16 protein-coding genes are annotated in these 18,709 nt (G+C 71.7%); 15 read left to right on the top strand and 1 reads right to left on the bottom strand.

Annotated elements, in window-relative coordinates; all coding sequences use genetic code 11:
* Positions 1-28: 28 nt before the first annotated feature.
* The 10 genes from JOD51_RS12965 (at position 29) to mfd (ending at position 12,015) form a co-directional block, all read left to right on the top strand.
* Positions 29-880 carry a sugar phosphate isomerase/epimerase family protein gene (locus JOD51_RS12965; RefSeq protein WP_204609139.1) on the top strand — a complete coding sequence of 284 codons (852 nt, stop codon included), beginning with the start codon at positions 29-31 and terminating at the stop codon, positions 878-880.
* The gene (locus JOD51_RS12960) at positions 877-2,097 is read left to right on the top strand and encodes a Gfo/Idh/MocA family protein (RefSeq protein ID WP_204609136.1); all 1,221 of its coding nucleotides are present in this window, start codon (positions 877-879) and stop codon (positions 2,095-2,097) included. Before JOD51_RS12965 ends, JOD51_RS12960 begins: the two co-directional genes overlap by 4 nt.
* A complete protein-coding gene (locus JOD51_RS12955) occupies positions 2,094-2,981 on the top strand; it encodes a sugar phosphate isomerase/epimerase family protein (protein WP_204609134.1) in 888 nt (295 codons plus the stop codon). Before JOD51_RS12960 ends, JOD51_RS12955 begins: the two co-directional genes overlap by 4 nt.
* Positions 2,978-4,255, top strand: coding sequence for a mannitol dehydrogenase family protein (locus JOD51_RS12950; RefSeq protein ID WP_259557611.1), 1,278 nt, complete (start codon positions 2,978-2,980; stop codon positions 4,253-4,255). The genes JOD51_RS12955 and JOD51_RS12950 overlap by 4 nt, the downstream gene beginning before the upstream one ends.
* The gene (gene manD, locus JOD51_RS12945) at positions 4,252-5,628 is read left to right on the top strand and encodes a D-mannonate dehydratase ManD (protein ID WP_239539875.1); all 1,377 of its coding nucleotides are present in this window, start codon (positions 4,252-4,254) and stop codon (positions 5,626-5,628) included. The genes JOD51_RS12950 and manD overlap by 4 nt, the downstream gene beginning before the upstream one ends.
* Before the next feature lie 25 nt (positions 5,629-5,653).
* On the top strand, positions 5,654-6,679 hold the full coding sequence (locus JOD51_RS12940; protein ID WP_204609131.1) for a hypothetical protein: 1,026 nt from the start codon (positions 5,654-5,656) through the stop codon (positions 6,677-6,679).
* Between the two features lie 211 nt (positions 6,680-6,890).
* Complete coding sequence (locus JOD51_RS12935) at positions 6,891-7,523, top strand: 50S ribosomal protein L25/general stress protein Ctc (RefSeq protein WP_111076430.1); 633 nt, start codon at positions 6,891-6,893, stop codon at positions 7,521-7,523.
* 33 nt (positions 7,524-7,556) lie between these two features.
* Positions 7,557-8,141 carry an aminoacyl-tRNA hydrolase gene (gene pth, locus JOD51_RS12930; protein WP_111076429.1) on the top strand — a complete coding sequence of 195 codons (585 nt, stop codon included), beginning with the start codon at positions 7,557-7,559 and terminating at the stop codon, positions 8,139-8,141.
* Positions 8,138-8,317 (top strand): hypothetical protein, encoded by a 180-nt coding sequence (locus JOD51_RS12925; RefSeq protein ID WP_204609129.1) that lies wholly within the window; start codon positions 8,138-8,140, stop codon positions 8,315-8,317. The genes pth and JOD51_RS12925 overlap by 4 nt, the downstream gene beginning before the upstream one ends.
* Positions 8,318-8,421: 104 nt before the next feature.
* Positions 8,422-12,015: a transcription-repair coupling factor gene (gene mfd / locus JOD51_RS12920; RefSeq protein ID WP_204609127.1), complete on the top strand. Its 3,594-nt coding sequence runs from the start codon at positions 8,422-8,424 to the stop codon at positions 12,013-12,015.
* Between the two features lie 109 nt (positions 12,016-12,124).
* Here mfd and nhaA read toward each other — a convergent pair whose 3' ends face one another.
* Positions 12,125-13,303: a Na+/H+ antiporter NhaA gene (nhaA, locus tag JOD51_RS12915; RefSeq protein ID WP_204609125.1), complete on the bottom strand. Its 1,179-nt coding sequence runs from the start codon at positions 13,301-13,303 to the stop codon at positions 12,125-12,127.
* 147 nt (positions 13,304-13,450) lie between these two features.
* Between nhaA and JOD51_RS12910 the strand changes: the two genes are divergently transcribed.
* The 5 genes from JOD51_RS12910 (at position 13,451) to JOD51_RS12890 (ending at position 18,672) form a co-directional block, all read left to right on the top strand.
* Positions 13,451-14,209: a MazG family protein gene (locus JOD51_RS12910; protein WP_204609123.1), complete on the top strand. Its 759-nt coding sequence runs from the start codon at positions 13,451-13,453 to the stop codon at positions 14,207-14,209.
* A gap of 336 nt (positions 14,210-14,545) precedes the next feature.
* Positions 14,546-15,790, top strand: a complete 1,245-nt coding sequence (gene hisS, locus JOD51_RS12905; RefSeq protein WP_204609121.1) for a histidine--tRNA ligase — start codon at positions 14,546-14,548, stop codon at positions 15,788-15,790.
* Positions 15,791-15,887: 97 nt separating this feature from the next.
* Positions 15,888-17,171 carry a phosphopyruvate hydratase gene (eno, locus tag JOD51_RS12900; protein ID WP_111076424.1) on the top strand — a complete coding sequence of 428 codons (1,284 nt, stop codon included), beginning with the start codon at positions 15,888-15,890 and terminating at the stop codon, positions 17,169-17,171.
* A gap of 350 nt (positions 17,172-17,521) precedes the next feature.
* Positions 17,522-18,088, top strand: coding sequence for an FtsB family cell division protein (locus tag JOD51_RS12895; RefSeq protein ID WP_204609119.1), 567 nt, complete (start codon positions 17,522-17,524; stop codon positions 18,086-18,088).
* Positions 18,089-18,123: 35 nt separating this feature from the next.
* A complete protein-coding gene (locus tag JOD51_RS12890) occupies positions 18,124-18,672 on the top strand; it encodes a DUF501 domain-containing protein (protein WP_204609117.1) in 549 nt (182 codons plus the stop codon).
* Positions 18,673-18,709: the final 37 nt, after the last annotated feature.

Raw genomic sequence — 18,709 nt, 5'->3', positions numbered from 1 at the left:
TCACCCTGGTCCTCATGAAGGGAACGCAATGACCCAGCCCACCAGCGATCGACCCACTTGGGAACTGTCCGGCTTCGGCGACGAGATCGACGCCGACCCCGTCGTCCAGGTCGCGGTCCTGCAGGCCCTCGGCGCGCACGCGATCGAGGTCCGCAGTGCCTGGGGCGTCAACGTCGTCGACCTCGACGACGAGCAGCTCGCCGGGCTGCACCGCCTGTTCGACGAGCGTGGCCAGACCGTGTCCGCGATCGCGTCGCCGATCGGCAAGGTCCCGGTCGACGAACCCGTCGAACACGAGCTCGTCCGGCTCCGGCGCGCGATCGCCGCCGCGCACGCCCTCGGCACGACGAACATCCGGATCTTCTCGTTCTACTTCGCGGGCCGCGCCGCCGAGTCCGTCCGCGACGACGTGCTCGTCCGGATGCGGGCGCTCGCCGACCTGGCGGAGCGCGAGGGCATCACCCTGCTGCACGAGAACGAGAAGGACATCTACGGCGACGTGCCCTCCCGGGTGCTCGACCTCGTCGAGAGCGTCGGGTCCTCGTCGCTCCGGCTCGCGTGGGACAACGCCAACTACGTCCAGTGCGGCGTGCGGCCCTTCACCGACGGCTGGGCGCAGCTCGCCCCCTACGTCGACTACCTGCAGGTGAAGGACGCCCTCGCCGCCGACTCGTCCGTGGTCCCCGCGGGCCAGGGCGACGGCGAGCTCCTGCGCACGCTCACGGCACTGCTGGACGCCGGCTACTCCGGGTACGCCTCGCTCGAACCGCACCTGACCGACGTCACAGCCCTCGGCGGGTTCTCCGGCCCCGCGGCGTTCGGCCGCGCCGGCCGGGCCTTCCGCACCCTCACCGACCAGATCGGAGTGACCCTGCGATGACCGCAGACACCACCAGCCCCACCGCACCGCTCCGCCTGGCCGTCGTCGGCGCGGGCGTCATCGGGCGCCACCACGCCCGCGTCGCCCTCGCGAACGACGGTCTCGTCGTCGTCGCCCTCGTCGACGCGGTCCCGGCCGCGGCCACCGGCGCCGCCGACGAGATCGAGGCCACCGGGGCACCCCGCCCGCTCACGACCGCCACCATCGAGGACGCCATCGCCCAGACCGACATCGACGTCGTCGCCATCTGCTCGCCGTCGGGCATGCACGTCCAGCTGGCCGAGGCGGCGCTCGACGCGGGCAAGCACGTCGTGATCGAGAAGCCCCTCGACACCACCATGCCCCGCGCCCGGCAGATCGCCGCGCTCGCCGCGTCCGCCCGTGAACGCGGGCTGGTCGTCAGCGTCATCAGCCAGCACCGCTTCGACCCGGCGTCCGTCGCGGTAGCGCGAGCCGCACACGGAGGCGGCTTCGGCCGGGTGACCTCGGGTGTCGCGAGCGTGGCGTGGTACCGCTCGCAGGGCTACTACGACTCCGGCGACTGGCGCGGCACCTGGGAGCTCGACGGCGGCGGCGCGGTGATGAACCAGGGGGTGCACACCGTCGACCTGCTCGTCTGGAGCCTCGGACGTCCGGTGGAGATCTCCGCGCAGATCGGGCTGCTCGCCCACGACCGGATCGAGGTCGAGGACACCGCCGTCGCCACCGTCCGCTTCGACACGGGCGCGCTCGGGGTCATCCACTGCACCACGGCCGCGTACCCGGGCCTGTCCGCCCGCTACGCCGTGTACGGCACGCAGGGGTCGGCCGTCGTCGACGACGACCGACTCGCCTACTTCCACGTCGCGCCGGACGCCGACACGCTCGAGTCGGCCGCCACCACGGCGAACGCCACCGCGGTCGCCGACGCCGTCGACCAGAAGTCCGACGTCGTCCCCACCGAGCACGTCGTCGGTGGGCCGCCGGAGGCCGAGCACTTCCTCGCCGGGCACGGCCGGCAGTACGACGACATCGTCGACGCGATCCGCACCGGTCGCGACCCGGGCGTCACCGTCGACGACGCCCTCGTGTCCCTCGCCACGGTCCGCGGTCTCTACGTGAGCGCCACGCTGGGACAGCCCGTGCGCATCGACGACGTCATCGACGGACGGTACGACGACGTCGTCCCCGTCGTGCACGCCTCGCCCGTCGCCGCAGCAGAAGGAGCCACCCGATGAAGTTCTCCGTGTTCACCGCGTCCACCCCCGACTGGACCCCGTCGCAGGCGGCGGAGACCCTCGCCGCGCAGGGCTGGGACGGCATCGAGTGGCGGATCGTCGACGACCGTCCCGCCGACGGCACCACGGTGCCAGCCGAGCGCGCCTTCTGGGCCGGCAACGAATCGACCTGGCAGTACACGGGCATCACCGACCAGGTCGGGGAGATCGCCCGGATCACCGACGGCGCCGGGCTCGCGTACTCGGGCATCGGCGGCTACCAGCAGGCGTCGGACCACGAGGGCGTCGAGACGATGCTCCGCGTGACGAGCGAGCTCGGTGCCCGGCAGGTGCGGGTCAGCATGCCCGTCTACCGGCAGGAGAAGACCCGCACCGGTGAGACCTACCCGCAGCTGTTCGACCGCACCCGCGCCGACCTCGAGTGGGCGGTGTCCCGTGCGGCGGACCTCGGAGTCAAGGCCCTGGTCGAGCTGCACCACATGACCATCACGCCCTCGGCCTCGGCGGCCCTGCGGCTCGTCGACGGCCTCGACCCGGAGCACGTCGGGGTCATCCACGACCTCGGCAACCTCGTGATCGAGGGCCACGAGGACCACCTCGCCGCGTTCGAGCTCCTCGGCCCGTACCTGGCGCACGTGCACGTGAAGAACGCCCGCTGGGTCGACACCGGCGACACCCGGGCCGACGGCAGCAGCACCTGGCAGCACGAGTGGGCGCCGCTGCGGTCCGGTCAGGCCTCGGTGTCGGCGTACCTCGACGACCTGCGCACGTTCGGGTACGACGGCTGGGTGACGATCGAGGACTTCTCCACCGACCTACCCCTGGCAGAGCGCACGGCCGACAACCTGGCCTACCTGCGCTCCCTGGTGCCGGTGACCGCGTGAGCCGTCGACCCGGCATCGTCCACCTCGGGGTCGGTGCCTTCGCTCGCGCCCACCTCGCCTGGTACACACAGCACGCGACGGGGCAGCCCTGGGGCATCACCGCGTTCACCGGGCGTTCCCCGGACATGGCCGAGGCACTCGCCGCGCAGGACGGTCGCTACACGCTCGTCACCCGCGCGGCGGACGGCGACACGGCCGAGGTGGTCGACGTCGTCGTCGCGGCGCACCCGGGCAGCGACGACGCCGCGTGGACGACGGCGCTCGCGTCACCGGACACGACCGTCGTCACCCTGACCGTCACCGAGCAGGGGTACCGCAAGGGCTCCGACGTCCCGGCACGCCTCGTCAGTGGCCTCGACGCCCGCCGGCGTGCGGACGCCGGGCCGCTGACGCTCATGAGCCTCGACAACCTCACCCACAACGGCGAGGTCCTGCGCCAGGCCGTGCGCGACGCCGTGACCGACCCGGGCCTCCAGGTCTGGATCGACGCCTCCGTGACGTTCCCGAGCTCGATGGTCGACCGGATCACCCCGGCGACGACCGAGGACGACGTCGCGGCGCTCGCCGCGCTGCCCGGAGCCCTTGACGGCGACCGGGTGCCCGTCGTCACGGAGCCCTTCACCGAGTGGGTGGTGGAGGACGCCTTCGCGGGGGAGCGCCCCGCGTGGGAGACCGCGGGCGTCCGTGTCGTGGACGACGTCACCCCGTACGAGCAGCGGAAGCTGTGGCTCCTCAACGGGTCGCACTCCCTGCTCGCCTACCTCGGACTGCTGCTCGGCCACGAGACCGTCGAGCGGGCGATGGCCGACCCCGTGTGCCGCTCCGCGGTCGAGGCCCTCTGGGACGAGGCCGCCCAGGAGCTCCCGCTGCCCGCGGACGAGATCGCGGGAGCACGAGCTGCCCTGGTGGAGCGCTTCGCGAACCCGCGCATCCGGCACACCCTGGTGCAGATCGCGTCCGGCGGCTCGCAGAAGCTGCCCGTGCGCGTGGTCGACGTCGTCCAGCACCGCCTCGACCGTGACCCGGCGGCCGGCATCGGTCCCGGGGCGGCGACGCTCCTCGCGGCGTGGTGGCTCCACGTGACCACGCAGCCGGACCTCGTGAACGATCCGGGTGCACCGGGAGCAGGCTCGGACGTGCACGACGTCCTGGCCGTCGTCGCGCCCGACCTCGACACCACACCCGTGGTCGCGGCCGTCACCGCCGCGGCCGACCGCATCCGCACCGCCGCGGCAGCGGCCCGCCAGCTCGCCGACGAAGGAGTCACCGCATGACCGACGCCACCCCCGTCCCGACCGGGACGACGAACACGACCGACCCGGCAACACCCGTGCCGGGCGCGACGGACGACCGCAGCGGCGACGCCACCGCGGGGCGCCCCGACACCTGGGCCAGCGCCGACCGCGGACAGCTGATCGACACGGCCGAGGTCATCGTGACCAGCCCGGACCGGAACTTCGTCACCCTGCGCATCACGACCGCGGACGGCGTGGTCGGGCTCGGCGACGCGACGCTCAACGGGCGGGAGCTCGCCTCGGCTGCGTACCTGTCCGAACACGTCGTGCCGCTGCTGATCGGTCGCGATGCCAGCCGCATCGAGGACACCTGGCAGTTCCTGTACCGGTCGTCGTACTGGCGGCGCGGCCCCGTGACCATGGCCGCGATCGCCGCCGTCGACATGGCGCTCTGGGACATCAAGGCCAAGGTCGCCGGCATGCCGCTCTACCAGCTGCTCGGCGGCGCCTCCCGCACCGGACTGATGGCGTACGGCCACGCCTCGGGCAAGGAACTACCCGAGCTGTTCGACTCGATCCGCGCGCACCAGGCCGAGGGCTACCGTTCGATCCGCGTCCAGACCGGTGTGCCGGGCCTGGAGTCCATCTACGGCATCGCGTCCAACACCACCACGTCGGGCAACGAGGGGGTGCGGTACGACTTCGAGCCGGCACAACGCGGAGCCTTCCCGGCCATGGAGGACTGGGACACCCGCGCCTACATGCGGCACGTGCCCGCCGTGTTCGAGGCGGTCCGCAACGAGTTCGGCCCCGAGCTGCCGCTCCTGCACGACGGCCACCACCGGATGACCCCGCTGCAGGCCGCCAAGCTCGGCAAGTCCCTCGAGCCGTACGACCTCTTCTGGCTCGAGGACTGCACCCCCGCCGAGAACCAGGAGGCCCTGAAGCTCGTCCGGCAGCACACCACGACGCCGCTCGCGATCGGCGAGGTCTTCAACACCATCTGGGACTTCAAGGACATCATCCGCGACCAGCTGATCGACTACGTCCGTGGCGCTGTGACGCACATGGGCGGGGTCACCCCGTTGAAGAAGACGATGGAGTACGCCGCGCTGTACCAGGTCAAGTCCGGGTTCCACGGGCCGACCGACATCTCGCCGGTGGGGCTCGCCGCCCAGATGCACGTCGGACTCGCGATCCACAACTTCGGCATCCAGGAGTACATGCAGCACGGTCCCCGCACGAACCAGGTGTTCCGGCAGTCGTTCACGTTCACCGACGGCTACCTGCACCCGGGCGACGAACCCGGCCTCGGGGTGTCGCTCGACGTCGACGAGGCGGGCAAGTACCCGTACGAGCAGGCCTACCTGCCGTTCAACCGCCTGGCCGACGGCACCGTCCACGACTGGTGAGACACCGCGGGTAGCCTCGGCGAGCGTGGACATCGACACGCTCGCCGCGGCCGCCCGCGAGCTCCTGCTCGTCGTTCCCACGGACTTCGTCGCCGAGCGGACCGTCAGGCAGCGGGCAGTGCGCACGGACGACCGCGAGACCGCCGCGGCGATCGGGAAGCTCCGGAAGCCGGCTCCGGCCGCCTGGGTGGTCGACCTGCTGGCGAACGAGCAGGCCCTCGACGAGGCGGTCGACCTCGGCCCGTCCCTCCGCGCGGCCCAGGCGAACGCGGACCCGCAGGAGATCAGCGTGCTCCGTCGCCAGCGCACGAGCGTGGTGCGGGCCCTGGTGCAGGCCGGGGCGGACCTGGCCGACGACGCCGGCCACCCCGTGACGCCGGCGGTCCTGCAGCAGGTCCGCGCCACGATCGAAGCCGCGATGGCCGACCCGCACGCCGGAGCCGCCGTCCGCTCCGGGCTCCTCGTGCAACCGCTCGAGAGCGTCGGCTTCGAGGACGTCGACCTCGACGGCGCCCTCGCCGTGCCGGACGCGGTCCCCGACGCGTGGTCCGGCAGCGACGCCCCGCCCATCCCGATCACGGCCGGGAGGCGCGGCGCACGTCGATCCCGCTCCTCCGGTCCCGTGGGCACCCGCGACCGCGACCCTGCCGACCCTGCGGACACGAGGACGGACGCGGCGGGGCCGGGGCGTGCCTCCCGTCCGGCGGCTCCCGCGGAACGCGACCCGGCGGCTCCCGCGCAACGCGACCCGGCAGCGGAGCGTCGGGCTGCCCGGGACGCCGAACGGCAGGCCCGCCAGGCGTCCCGTGACGCCGATGCCGCGCTCGACGGCGCCGAGTCCGCCCTCGAGGACGTCGCGGCACGACGCACCGACCTCGAGCGCCGCAGGCAGGACCTCGAACGACAGCTCCGTGAGCTCGGGGGAGACCGGGCGGACCTCGACGCCGAGGCCGAGCGCCTCGGCCACGAGCGCGACGACGCGGAGCAGGCGAGCGACCGGGCGCGTGCGGACCTCGTGGCAGCCCGCCGTCGGCGCCACGACCTGGACTGACCGCCTCGACCGGAGGTGCGACACGCCCGGGCTGGTACTGGTAGGCTTGCCCACGACTTCGGCGAGGGCCGCGTACGCGCGGCCGTGATCGACGCAGTGGGAGACCCGGCCAGACTCTGGGACCGTTCCTCACGCGTGCACGCGTTCGAGTTGCAACACCACAGACCCCCGATGCCGGCACTCCGGCGTCGTCCCGACACCAGGAGGCATCATGGCTGACTACACCAAGCTCGCGGCGGAAGTCCGCACCAAGTTCGGCAAGGGTGCGGCGCGCAAGCTCCGCGCTGCCGACAAGATCCCCGCCGTCGTCTACGGCCACGGCACCGAGCCGAAGCACATCAGCCTGCCGGGCCACGAGACCATGCTGCTCGTCCGTACCGCCAACGCGGTCGTCGACCTCGACATCGAGGGTGCGGCGCAGCTCGCCCTCGTCAAGGACGTCCAGCGTGACCCGGTGCGTCAGATCATCGAGCACATCGACCTCGTCGTCCTCCGCCGTGGCGAGAAGGTCACCGTCGACGTCCCCGTGGTCGTCGAGGGCGAGTCCTTCTCCGGCACCATCCACGTGCAGGACCTCAACACCGTCTCGCTGCTCGTCCTCGCGACGGACATCCCCGAGCACGTCGTCGTCGACGTCGAGGGCCTCGAGGACGGCAAGCAGATCGTCGCCTCCGAGCTGACCCTCCCCGAGGGCGCCGAGCTCGAGACCGACCCCGAGGCACTCGTCGTGCAGATCGTCACCCCGCGTGGCACCGCTGACGACGAGGCCGCGGACGAGGCCTCCGCCGAGGCCGGCGCCGAAGCCGGTGCCGAGGGCGGCTCCGCTCCGGTCGACTCCGAGTAAGCAGCACTCCGAAGAGGCATCTGGTCGACGCTGATGGCAGATCGTTCGTTCGTCGTGGTCGGGCTCGGGAACCCCGGGCCCGACTACTCGGGCAACCGCCACAACGTCGGCCAGATGGTCCTCGACGAACTGGCCGCCCGCATGGGTGCCACGTTCAAGAAGCACAAGACCCCGAACCAGGTCGCCGAGGGGCGCCTGGTGCCGGGCGGCCCGAAGCTCGTCCTCGCGAAGCCCGGGTCGTTCATGAACACCTCCGGGGGGCCGGTGTCGGCTGTCCTCGGGTTCTACTCCGCCTCGCCGGAGGACCTGATCCTGGTCCACGACGAGCTCGACCTGCCGTTCGACACCGTGCGTCTCAAGGGCAACGGCGGACACGGCGGGCACAACGGCATCCGTGACGTCATCAAGGCGACGAACACGAACGAGTTCGCGCGGGTGCGGGTCGGCATCGGCCGTCCGCCCGGTCGCCAGGACCCGGCCGACTACGTCCTGCGTGACTTCGCCGCCGCCGAGAAGAAGCTGCTGCCGAACCTGCTGGCCGACGCCGCCGACGCGGTCGAGGCGATCGTGACCGACGGCCTGCTCGCCGCGCAGCAGCGCTTCCACGCACCGGCATGACCACCGCCGTCGTGCTCGCGACGAACCCGCTCGCGATGGGCGCGATCATCGTCGTCGCCGTCGTGGGGATCACGTTCGCCGGGACAGCGCGCTTCCTCGTCCGCCGCTCGGCCGCGCAGGCGCGCGCGGACGAACCGACGCCCCCGCCGGACGACCTGGAGCCCGGTCGGTCCTGACACCGGCCCGGCCAGGAGGCCCGTCCCGCCTCCGCCACGCCCCTCCTGTTCGCCGGTCGCGCACGGGGCAACCGCTGTCGGGGGCCGCCGGTACCATCGTGTGAGTGACGATCTCGGGCCTCATCCCTGCGCTCTCGCGCGCCTCCTCCTTCGATCGTGCGCTCCGTGCCGCTCCTCGTGACGCCGACTTCTCGGTCGTCGACGGGCTCCGCGTGCCGCTGTTCGCCGCACTCCTGGCCGCCCGGACCGGCCCGCAGTGCGCCTTCGTCATCACCGCCACCGGGCGTGAGGCCGAGGCGGTCCGCGACGCCCTGAGCTGCACGATCCCGGACGCCGACGTGCTCGAGTTCCCGGCGTGGGAGACCCTGCCGCACGAGCGCCTCAGCCCGAGCCCGCAGACGGTCGGCACCCGGATCGCCACGCTCCGCGCGCTGCAGCGGTGGCAGGACACCCCGGTCGACGAGCGCCGCACGACCGTCGTCGTCGCCAGCGTCCGTGCGGCGCTGCAGCCGATCGCCGACAACCTGACCGAACTCGCGCCGGTCGTGCTGCACACCGGGTCGCGCGGCAACGACCTCAGCCGTCTGGCGTCCCAGCTCGTCGACCTGGCGTACGCCCGTGTCGACCTGGTCACCCGCCGTGGGGAGTTCGCCGTCCGCGGTGGCATCCTCGACGTCTTCCCGCCGACCGCCGACCACCCGGTCCGCGTCGACTTCTTCGGCGACGAGATCGACGGCGTCAAGGCCTTCTCGGTCGCCGACCAGCGTTCGACGGAGGACGACCTCGGCTCGGTCGAGCTGACGGCGTCCCGCGAACTGCTCCTCAGCGACGACGTCCGGCAGCGGGCGCGCGAGATGCTGCACGAGTTCCCGAACCTGTCCCAGATGCTGGCGAAGGTGGCCGAGGGGATCCCGGTCGAGGGCATGGAGTCCCTCGCGCCCGCACTGGTCCGCAAGCTCGTGCCGGTCACCGACTACCTGCCCGAGGCGGCGACGATCGCGGTGTTCTCGCCCGAGCGGGTGAGCGGCCGTGCGCACAGCCTGGCCGAGACCAACCAGGAGTTCCTGCAGGCCGCCTGGAGCGCCGCGGTCGCCGGTGCGCAGGCGCCGATCGACCTGGACGCCGGCAACTTCATGACCGTGCAGCAGCTCCGCAACACGCGTGGGCAGCGCACCTGGTGGACGGTGTCGCCGTTCGACTCCGGTGCCGACGAGCCGGTCTCCGACTCCGACGCCGTCGCCGAGGCGGGGGAGTACATCCGCGTCCCGGGTGAGTCGATCCCGAGCTTCGCCGGCAGCGCCGACGGTGCGGTCGCCCACGTCAGGGAGCTCACCGCCGACCAGTGGGCCGTCGTGGTGACAGCGCAGGGCCAGGGGCTCGTCGAGCGTGCGGTGCAGGTGCTGGCCGACGCCGGGGTGGCCGCGCGCGCCGGGGCGTTGGACGGGCCTCCCGAACCGGGTGTCGCCATCGTCACGACCGCCAGCGTCGAGCACGGGTTCGCCGTTGCCGACCCGCGCATCGCGCTGCTCAGCGAAGCCGAGTTCTACGGCCGGAGCGTCCAGCAGGGCGCCCGGACCGTCAAGAAGCTCGCGAGCCGCCGGAAGAACGTCGTCGACCCGCTGCAGCTGAAGCCGGGCGACGTCGTCGTGCACGCGACCCACGGCATCGGCAAGTTCGTCGAGCTCGTCAGCCGAGAGGTCTCGAGCGGCGGCCGGAACGCCGTGAAGCAGCAGCGCGAGTACCTGGTGCTCGAGTACGCGCCGTCGAAGCGGAACTACCCGGGCGACAAGCTCTTCGTGCCGACCGACCAGCTCGACCAGCTGTCCCGGTACGTCGGTGGCGAGAACCCGACCCTGTCGAAGATGGGTGGCTCGGACTGGTCCGCGGCGAAGTCGAAGGCGCGCAAGGCCGTCCGCGACATCGCCGTCGACCTGGTGAAGCTGTACTCGGCGCGGATGGCGTCGAAGGGGCACGCGTTCGGCCCGGACACCCCGTGGCAGCGCGAGCTGGAAGAGGCGTTCCCGTTCGCGGAGACCGCCGACCAGCTGACCACCATCGACGAGATCAAGCGCGACATGGAGAGCCCGATCCCGATGGACCGGCTGCTGTCCGGCGACGTCGGCTACGGCAAGACCGAGGTCGCGATCCGGGCGGCGTTCAAGGCCGTGCAGGACGGCAAGCAGGTCGCGGTCCTGGTGCCGACGACGCTGCTCGTCCGCCAGCACATGGAGACGTTCCAGGAGCGCTTCGCCGGCTTCCCGGTCAACCTGCGCGCCCTCAGCCGGTTCCAGACCGAGAAGGAGTCGAAGGAGACGCTCGCCGGCCTGGCCGACGGCACCGTCGACATCGTCATCGGCACGCACCGGATCCTGTCGCAGAACGTGCAGTTCAAGGACGTCGGGCTCGTCATCATCGACGAGGAGCAGCGGTTCGGTGTCGAGCACAAGGACCAGCTGAAGAAGCTCAAGACCAACGTCGACGTCCTGGCGATGTCCGCGACGCCGATCCCGCGCTCGCTCGAGATGGCGGTCACCGGCATCCGCGAGATGTCGACGCTCGCGACCCCGCCGGAGGACCGGCACCCGATCCTGACGTTCGTCGGCCCGCAGTCCGACCTGCAGGTGGCCGCGGCGATCAAGCGCGAGATGCTCCGCGAGGGCCAGGTGTTCTACGTGCACAACCGCGTCAAGGACATCCAGTCGGTCGCCTCGCACCTGGCCGAGATCGTGCCGGACGCCCGCATCGGTGTCGCGCACGGACAGATGGCGGAGAGCACGCTCGAGCAGGTCATGGTCGACTTCTGGGAGCGCCGGTTCGACGTCCTGGTGTCGACGACGATCATCGAGACCGGCCTGGACATCGCGAACGCGAACACGCTGATCATCGACAAGGCTGACAAGTACGGGCTGTCGCAGCTGCACCAGCTCCGCGGTCGTGTCGGTCGTGGCCGGGAGCGCGGCTACGCGTACTTCCTCTACGACGCCGACAAGCCGCTGTCCGAGACCGCTCAGGACCGCCTCGAGACGATCGCCGCGAACAACGAGCTCGGCGCCGGCATGCAGGTCGCGATGAAGGACCTCGAGATCCGCGGTGCGGGCAACCTGCTCGGCGGCGAGCAGTCCGGTCACATCGCGGGCGTCGGGTTCGACCTGTACCTCCGGATGATCGGTGAGGCGGTGTCGCAGTTCCGTGGGGACGTCGCCGAGGGGCAGACCGAGCTCCGGCTCGAGATCCCCGTCGACGCGCACATCCCGGACGACTACGTCGAGTCCGAGCGGCTGCGCCTCGAGGCGTACCAGAAGCTCTCCGCCGCGTCGGCCCCGGCCGCGCAGGCCGAGGCGATCGACATGGTCCTCGACGAGCTCACCGACCGCTACGGCACGCCCCCGCAGGCCGTGCTCACCCTGATCGAGGTCTCCCGCCTGCGCCGGATGGCGCAGCAGGTCGGCCTGTCCGACGTCGTCGTGATGGGCTCGAACCTGCGCGTCGCCGGCAAGGAACTGGCGGACTCCGCGCAGGTGCGGTTGAAGCGGATGTTCCCGGGGGCGCGCTGGTTCCCGCAGCAGGACGCGGCGAGCATCCCGGTGCCGAAGCCGCACGGCGAGACCCTGCCGGACGACGCCCTGATCGGCTGGGTGGAGAGCATCCTCACCGCCGTCTACGGGGCGCCGGCGCGCGAAGAGGCGTCGACCGCCTGAGACGGCGGTCGGTCCGGTGACCGCCGGACGGACGGGAGGCCCGTGGCGGATCCGCCACGGGCCTCCCGTCCGTCAGCTGGTCGCCCTGGTGCGCCGCCAGCCGCGGCCGCTACTCGGTCGCCTCGGCCTCGGACAGTTCGCGACGCCCGCGGTACCGGCGTGCGCGGACCGAGACGACGACCGCCGAGGCGACCATCGCGATGCCCGAGCCGACGAGCACGGCGAGGACTCCCTCGTCGACGATCTCCTCGTTCGCGGCGAACGCCAGCTCGTTCATGAGGAGCGACACGGTGAACCCGATGCCGCCGAGCACGCCGACGGTCATCACCGAGCCGAACGACAGCGTCGACCGGCCCGGCCCGCGGAACAGCCGTCCCGCGATCGTGCCGAAGAGCGTGATGCCGATGACCTTGCCGACGGGGAGCGACAGGGCCACGCCCCAGAACGTCGGCGACAGGTCGCTGATGCCGACCGCGGGGACGACCACCGCGGCGGAGACGAACGCGAACACCGGCAGGACGACGGCGTTCGACCAGGGCTCGACGTGCTCGTGGAACGTGCCTGCCGGACGGCGGGGGAGGACGAGTCCGAGCGCCACGCCCGCGATCGTCGCGTGGACGCCCGAGTGGTAGACGAGCCACCAGGTGACCAGGCCGACGATGACCATCGCGACGATCAGGTACGGCTGCGCGCGACTGCCGGGGCGCAGCCGACGACCGAGGACCGCGAACACCACGAGCAGGACCGCGGCGCCCCCGAGCGCCAGGAAGTCGGTGCCGTGTGCGAAGACCACCGCGATGATGACGATGGCGATGAGGTCGTCGAGGACGGCCAGGGCCAGCAGGAACACCCGGATCGTGCTGGGCAGGCCACGACCGAACATCGCCAGGACCCCGAGGGCGAACGCGATGTCCGTCGCCGTCGGGATCGGCCAGCCGTGGGTGTACGGGGTGCCGGCGGTGACGAGCAGGTAGACCAGCGCCGGGACGAGCACGCCGCCGACCGCGGCGATGGCGGGGACCACGGCGGTCTTCGGGTTCGCGAGCTCCCCGGCGACGAGTTCGTGCTTCAGCTCCACGGCGACGAGCAGGAAGAACACTGCCAGCAGGCCGTCGCTCACCCAGTGCGCGATCGACAGGTCGAGGCCGATCGCTCCCCAGGGGGTGTGCCAGTCGAGGCCCCGCTCGAGGCCAGGGCCGAGCGCGGTGTTCGCGATCACCAGACCGAGGACGGCGGCGGAGAGCAGCGCGACGGCGCTGAAGCGGGGGGAACGGAGGAAGGAGGGCATGCGGCTCCGGGGGCGTTTCGGGTACGGGGAACGGATCGTCGACCAGACTTCCCGACACGCCACCACCATCCTACCGGCTCGGCCCGCTGTCCGATCGGCGCGCGGTGGGTCCGATCGGCGCGGAGCCGTCGGTGGCAGCATGGCGTCATGACCTCCGTTGACGCACTCGTCGCCGTCGTGGACCGCCTGCTCGACCCCGAGCACGGCTGCGTCTGGAACCGCGAGCAGACCCATGCGAGCCTCGCCCGGTACGCCGTCGAGGAGACCTACGAACTGGTCGACGCCATCGACGGCGACGACACCGAGGAACTGCGCGAAGAACTCGGCGACGTGCTGTACCAGGTGGTGCTGCACGCCGGGATCGCTGCACACCAGGGGCGGTTCGACCTGGACGACGTCGCCGACAGCGTCCGCGAGAAGATGCAGCGCCGCCACCCGCACGTGTTCGGGGACGAGGAGGCGCACACCGTCGAGGACGTCGTCCGCGTCTGGCGTGCTGCGAAGGCCGCGGAGAAGGCGGGCCGCAGCAGCGTGTACGCCGGAGTGCCGCGGGCGATGCCGCCGCTCGAGCGTGCGGTGAAGCTGTTCGAACGGCTGGAGGAGCGCGGGGACCTGCACGCGGCGGTGGCCTCGGTCGCGGACGGCAGCGTGGTGGAGCAGGTCGGGACGGTCGACGGTGGGGCCGACCCCGTGGCGCCTGCGGTGCCTGCGGTCGGTGAGGCGGCGCAGCAGCCGTTCGGCAGCCGGGTCGACGTCGCCTGGGGAGCGGGGATGCTCGCCGAGGTGGCGGTGGTGCACGAGCAGGGGATCGACCCGGTGGCGAGTCTGCGGGCGGCGGTGGCGCTGCTGGAGGCGGCGGCTCGCCAGGCGGAGCAGGTGTCGGCCGAGGAGGTGGCGGGGTCGTAGACGTCCCCGCGCCGGAGTCGCCGTCGCCAGCACCGGGATCGCAGTACGGAGACGAAGAGCGGGCGTCCTCCTGACCCGAACCAGGAGCGGGACCCGAACGAAGAGCGGGCGCCCTCCTAACCCGAAAAAGGAGGACGCCCGCGAGCGGGAGAAGACGCCACCAGGGAGCAACGTCGTCAGGGGATCCCGCTCGAACCGCGTGGGCGTTTGCAGCACTTGCCCCCGCTGACGACCGATGCGTGGATCAGGCACCCACCGGCCGAGGTTCTGGATGAAGCATATCACCGGACACCGAGCCGCTGCAACCGGGCGTCGCGCTCTGCGAGAATCGACGGCATGGCGACGACCGTGACGGCCCCCCGGGGCATGCGAGACCACCTCCCCGCGGACAAGGCCCGGCGCGAGCACGTGCTCGGCGTCATCCGGGGTGTGTACGCGCGCCACGGGTTCGACGAGATCGAGACCCCCGTGCTCGAGGACGCGGCGCGGCTGCACTCCGGACTCGGCGGCGACAACGAGAAGCTCGCGTTCGCGGTCATGAAGCGCGGCCTGAGCACGGAGGACCTGCACCGTGCCGAGGCGCCGCTGGAGCTCGCCGACCTCGGCCTGCGGTTCGACCTGACCGTGCCCCTCGCCCGCTTCTACGCGTCGCACCGTGCCGAGCTGCCGACCGTGTTCCGCGCCGTGCAGATCGCGCCGGTCTGGCGTGCCGAGCGGCCGCAGAAGGGTCGCTACCGCCAGTTCGTGCAGTGCGACATCGACATCCTCGGTGAGCCCGGGCAGCTGGCCGAGATCGAACTGATCCGCGCGACGACGGCGGCGCTCGACAGCCTGGGCATCGCCGGCACCTCGATCCGCATCAACGACCGCCGCATCCTGCTGGCACTCCTCGCCTCGTGGGGGATCGCCGAGCAGACGGCCGCCGACCGGGCCCTGATCACGATCGACAAGCTCGACAAGATCGGACCGGACGGCGTCGCGAAGGAGCTGAGCGAGTCGCTGGACCTCGACGGCGCCGGGCTCGCCGACACCATCCGCGCGCTCGAGTCCGCCGACTGGGACAGCGTCCAGGGTGCCGAGTGGCTGGACGCCCAGGCCTTCGCCGAGCTCGAGCGACTGCGGGCAGCGCTGCCCGGCGTCGACCTGCGCTTCGACCCGACACTCGTCCGCGGCATGGGCTACTACACCGGGACGATCTTCGAGGTCGCCCACCCGGACTTCGGCTACAGCCTCGGTGGCGGCGGACGCTACGACGGCATGATCGGCCGCTTCCTCGGCCAGGACGTCCCCGCGGTCGGGTTCTCGCTCGGGTTCGAACGGCTCGTCGACCTGGTCACGCTGCCGGACGCCGACGCACAGGACGCCGTCGTCCTCGTGTACGACAAGGACACGGACCCGGTGCGCCTCGCAGCCCTGAAGACCGAGGCCCTCGGATCGCACCACCGGGTGCGCCTCGAGAAGCGCACGAAGAACATGAAGAACCTGCTCGCCGTCCTGGTGGAGCAGGGCTTCGGGTCGTTCGCCACGGTGGACGCCGACACGACGACGCTCGATGGCGTCGCGTTCCGGCCGCTCGCCTGATCGACGCCCACCGGTCATCCACAGGCCGCCGTCGGCAGCAACCGGCGTCGCTAGGATCGACCGTGAACCACAACAACCCAACGACAGGGAGTACCCAGTGGCAGTGATCGATGCCGTAGGCGCACGCGAAGTCCTCGATTCCCGAGGCAACCCGACGGTCGAGGTCGAGGTCCTGCTGGATGACGGCGTCGTCTCGCGCGCGCTCGTCCCCTCCGGTGCCTCCACCGGCGCCTTCGAAGCGTACGAACTGCGTGACGGCGACGACTCCCGCTACGGCGGCAAGGGCGTGCTCAAGGCCGTCGAGGCCGTGCTCGACGAGATCGGCCCGGCGCTCGAGGGCTTCGACGCCACCGACCAGCGCCTCGTCGACGCCGCGCTCATCGAGCTCGACGGCACCGAGAACAAGTCCCGCCTCGGCGCGAACGCGATCCTCGGCGCCTCGCTCGCCGTCGCCCGTGCCGCGGCCGACTCGGTCGACCTGCCGCTGTTCCGCTACCTCGGTGGCCCGAACGCGCACACGCTGCCGGTCCCGCTCATGAACGTCGTCAACGGCGGTGCCCACGCGGACACCAACGTCGACATCCAGGAGTTCTTCCTGGTGCCCTACGGCGCCGAGTCCTTCTCGGAAGCGCTCCGCTGGGGCGTCGAGACCTACCACGCCCTCAAGGGTGAGCTGAAGAAGCAGGGCCTGGCGACCGGCCTCGGTGACGAGGGCGGCTTCGCCCCGGAGCTCGCCTCGAACCGTGCGGCGCTCGACTTCCTGCTCGCCGCCATCGAGAAGGCCGGCTTCACCCCGGGCAAGGACATCGCGCTGGGCCTCGACGTCGCCAGCACCGAGTTCTTCCACGACGGCAAGTACGCGTTCGAGGGCAAGCAGCTCTCCAGCCAGGAGTTCACGCAGTACTTCGTCGACCTGGCGCGCGACTACCCGCTCGCCACGATCGAGGACCCGCTGGCCGAGGACGACTGGGAGGGCTGGACCCACCTGACCGCCGAGCTCGGTTCGAAGCTGCAGATCGTCGGCGACGACCTGTACGTCACGAACCCGAAGCGCCTGCAGCGTGGCATCGACGAGAAGGCCGGCAACTCGATCCTGGTCAAGGTGAACCAGATCGGCACGCTGACCGAGACCCTCGACGCGGTCTCGCTCGCGCAGCGCCACGGCATGACAGCGATCCTGTCCCACCGCTCCGGTGAGACCGAGGACACCACCATCGCCGACATCGCGGTCGCGGTCGACGGCGGCCAGATCAAGACCGGTGCGCCGGCTCGTTCGGACCGTGTCGCGAAGTACAACCAGCTCCTCCGCATCGAGGAAGAGCTCGGCGACGCCGCGGTCTACGCCGGCCGCTCGGCGTTCCCGCGCTCGGCTTCGCTGTAGTCAGCACCTCGGAACGTCAGCACCACCGGAACGCCGTCCTCCCGGCAGGGGAGGGCGGCGTTCTGCCGTGTCCACGGGCCGTGTGCACGGGCCGGGGGCGTACCCGGGAAGGTGCGGCGCGCCTCCCGGCCGAGACGCCCCCGTCTGCGGACGGCGCCGCGCTCTGGGTGCGACGCCGCGGATCCCGGCGGTGTCTCACGGACGTCGCGGCGTCTCGCCGGCAACGCGGCGTCTCGCCGTCCGGCCGGGAGGCCCGTGGTTCGCCTCCGCGCCGGCCGCGGTCCCTGAGAGGGTCCGGCACACGCGCGTGCCGGAGTGCCGGACCTCCGGCGCCGGGTTATCGTCGAGACGTGCCCAGCCAGAAGCCCCGCGTCCGCCGCGTCCCCGTGGCGATGCCCGAGGGAGCCGCCGCCGCGCAGCCCTGGTACCGCTCGCTGCACTTCTCCGGCTTCAGCCTGCTGATGCTCGCGATCATCGTGCTCTTCGTCGTCGTGCTCGCGCCCTCGCTGCGGACCCTCGTGCAGCAGCAGGAGCAGATCAGTAGCATGGAGCGACAGGTGGCGGCGCAGAAGGCCGACGTCGCGCAGAAGAAGCACGACCTTGCACGCTGGGACGACCCCGCGTACATCGAGGCGCAGGCCCGCGACCGCCTGCTCTACGTGTACCCGGGCGAGGAGAGCTACCTCGTGATGGGCGCGGAGAAGGGCGCCACGGCGACCCCGGCACCGACCACCGAGTCCGGGACGCCGGTCAGCTCGACGGTGCAGACCCCGAAGGTGGACTGGGTGCAGTCGATGCTGACCTCGGTCCTGCAGGCCGGCCTGTCGGACGAGACGCGCAGCGAGCTCGAACGCACGGGCAGCAAGGGCAGCACCGACAGTAAGGGCAGCACGGACAGCGGCTCGTCATCGAAGTAGGGCCGACGCCGGGATTCCGGTAGGCTCACGTCCCCGTGACGACCCCTCCGTTCGACCCGCCGACCGACCACGACGTCCGGGTGGTGTCCGCCCAGCTCGGACGTCCCGCTCGCGACGTCATCGGCATCGCGGCACGCTGCGTCTGCGGCAACCCGACGGTCGTGTCCACGAAGCCACGCCTGGGCAACGGCACCCCGTTCCCGACGCTGTACTACCTGTGCCACCCTGCCGCCACCGCGGCGGTGAGCACCCTCGAGGCGAACCAGGTCATGCCCGAACTGGCCGCACTCCTCGAGGACCCCGACACCGCTGAGCAGTACCGACGCGCACACCAGGCGTACCTCGACGACCGCGAGTCGATCGAGCACGTCGAGGAGATCGTGGGCATCAGCGCGGGCGGCATGCCCACCCGCGTCAAGTGCCTGCACGCGCTCGTCGGTCACGCCCTCGCCGCCGGCCCCGGCGTCAACCCCATCGGCGACCTCGCGCTCGAGCGCGCGGACTGGTCGCCCTCCCGGTGCGAATGCCGGGCATATGATGAGGGTGCAGACGCCGGAGTCGGGGCGGGTGGCGGCGAGAACTGACCAGCCTCCCAGCAGCTCACCCCACCCCAAGGAGAAC

Source organism: Curtobacterium herbarum (assembly GCF_016907335.1).
Lineage (GTDB): Bacteria > Actinomycetota > Actinomycetes > Actinomycetales > Microbacteriaceae > Curtobacterium > Curtobacterium herbarum.
The sequence above is the reverse complement of the archived record's forward strand: the minus strand, read 5'-3'. Positions and strand labels throughout refer to the sequence as shown.

Coding starts and splice junctions, on each gene's coding strand:
- JOD51_RS12965 (WP_204609139.1), top strand. CDS start 29: ATGACCCAGCCCACCAGCGATCGACCCACTTGGGAACTGTCCGGCTTC.
- JOD51_RS12960 (WP_204609136.1), top strand. CDS start 877: ATGACCGCAGACACCACCAGCCCCACCGCACCGCTCCGCCTGGCCGTC.
- JOD51_RS12955 (WP_204609134.1), top strand. CDS start 2,094: ATGAAGTTCTCCGTGTTCACCGCGTCCACCCCCGACTGGACCCCGTCG.
- manD (WP_239539875.1), top strand. CDS start 4,252: ATGACCGACGCCACCCCCGTCCCGACCGGGACGACGAACACGACCGAC.
- JOD51_RS12935 (WP_111076430.1), top strand. CDS start 6,891: ATGGCTGACTACACCAAGCTCGCGGCGGAAGTCCGCACCAAGTTCGGC.
- pth (WP_111076429.1), top strand. CDS start 7,557: ATGGCAGATCGTTCGTTCGTCGTGGTCGGGCTCGGGAACCCCGGGCCC.
- JOD51_RS12925 (WP_204609129.1), top strand. CDS start 8,138: ATGACCACCGCCGTCGTGCTCGCGACGAACCCGCTCGCGATGGGCGCG.
- nhaA (WP_204609125.1), bottom strand. CDS start 13,303: ATGCCCTCCTTCCTCCGTTCCCCCCGCTTCAGCGCCGTCGCGCTGCTC.
- JOD51_RS12910 (WP_204609123.1), top strand. CDS start 13,451: ATGACCTCCGTTGACGCACTCGTCGCCGTCGTGGACCGCCTGCTCGAC.
- hisS (WP_204609121.1), top strand. CDS start 14,546: ATGGCGACGACCGTGACGGCCCCCCGGGGCATGCGAGACCACCTCCCC.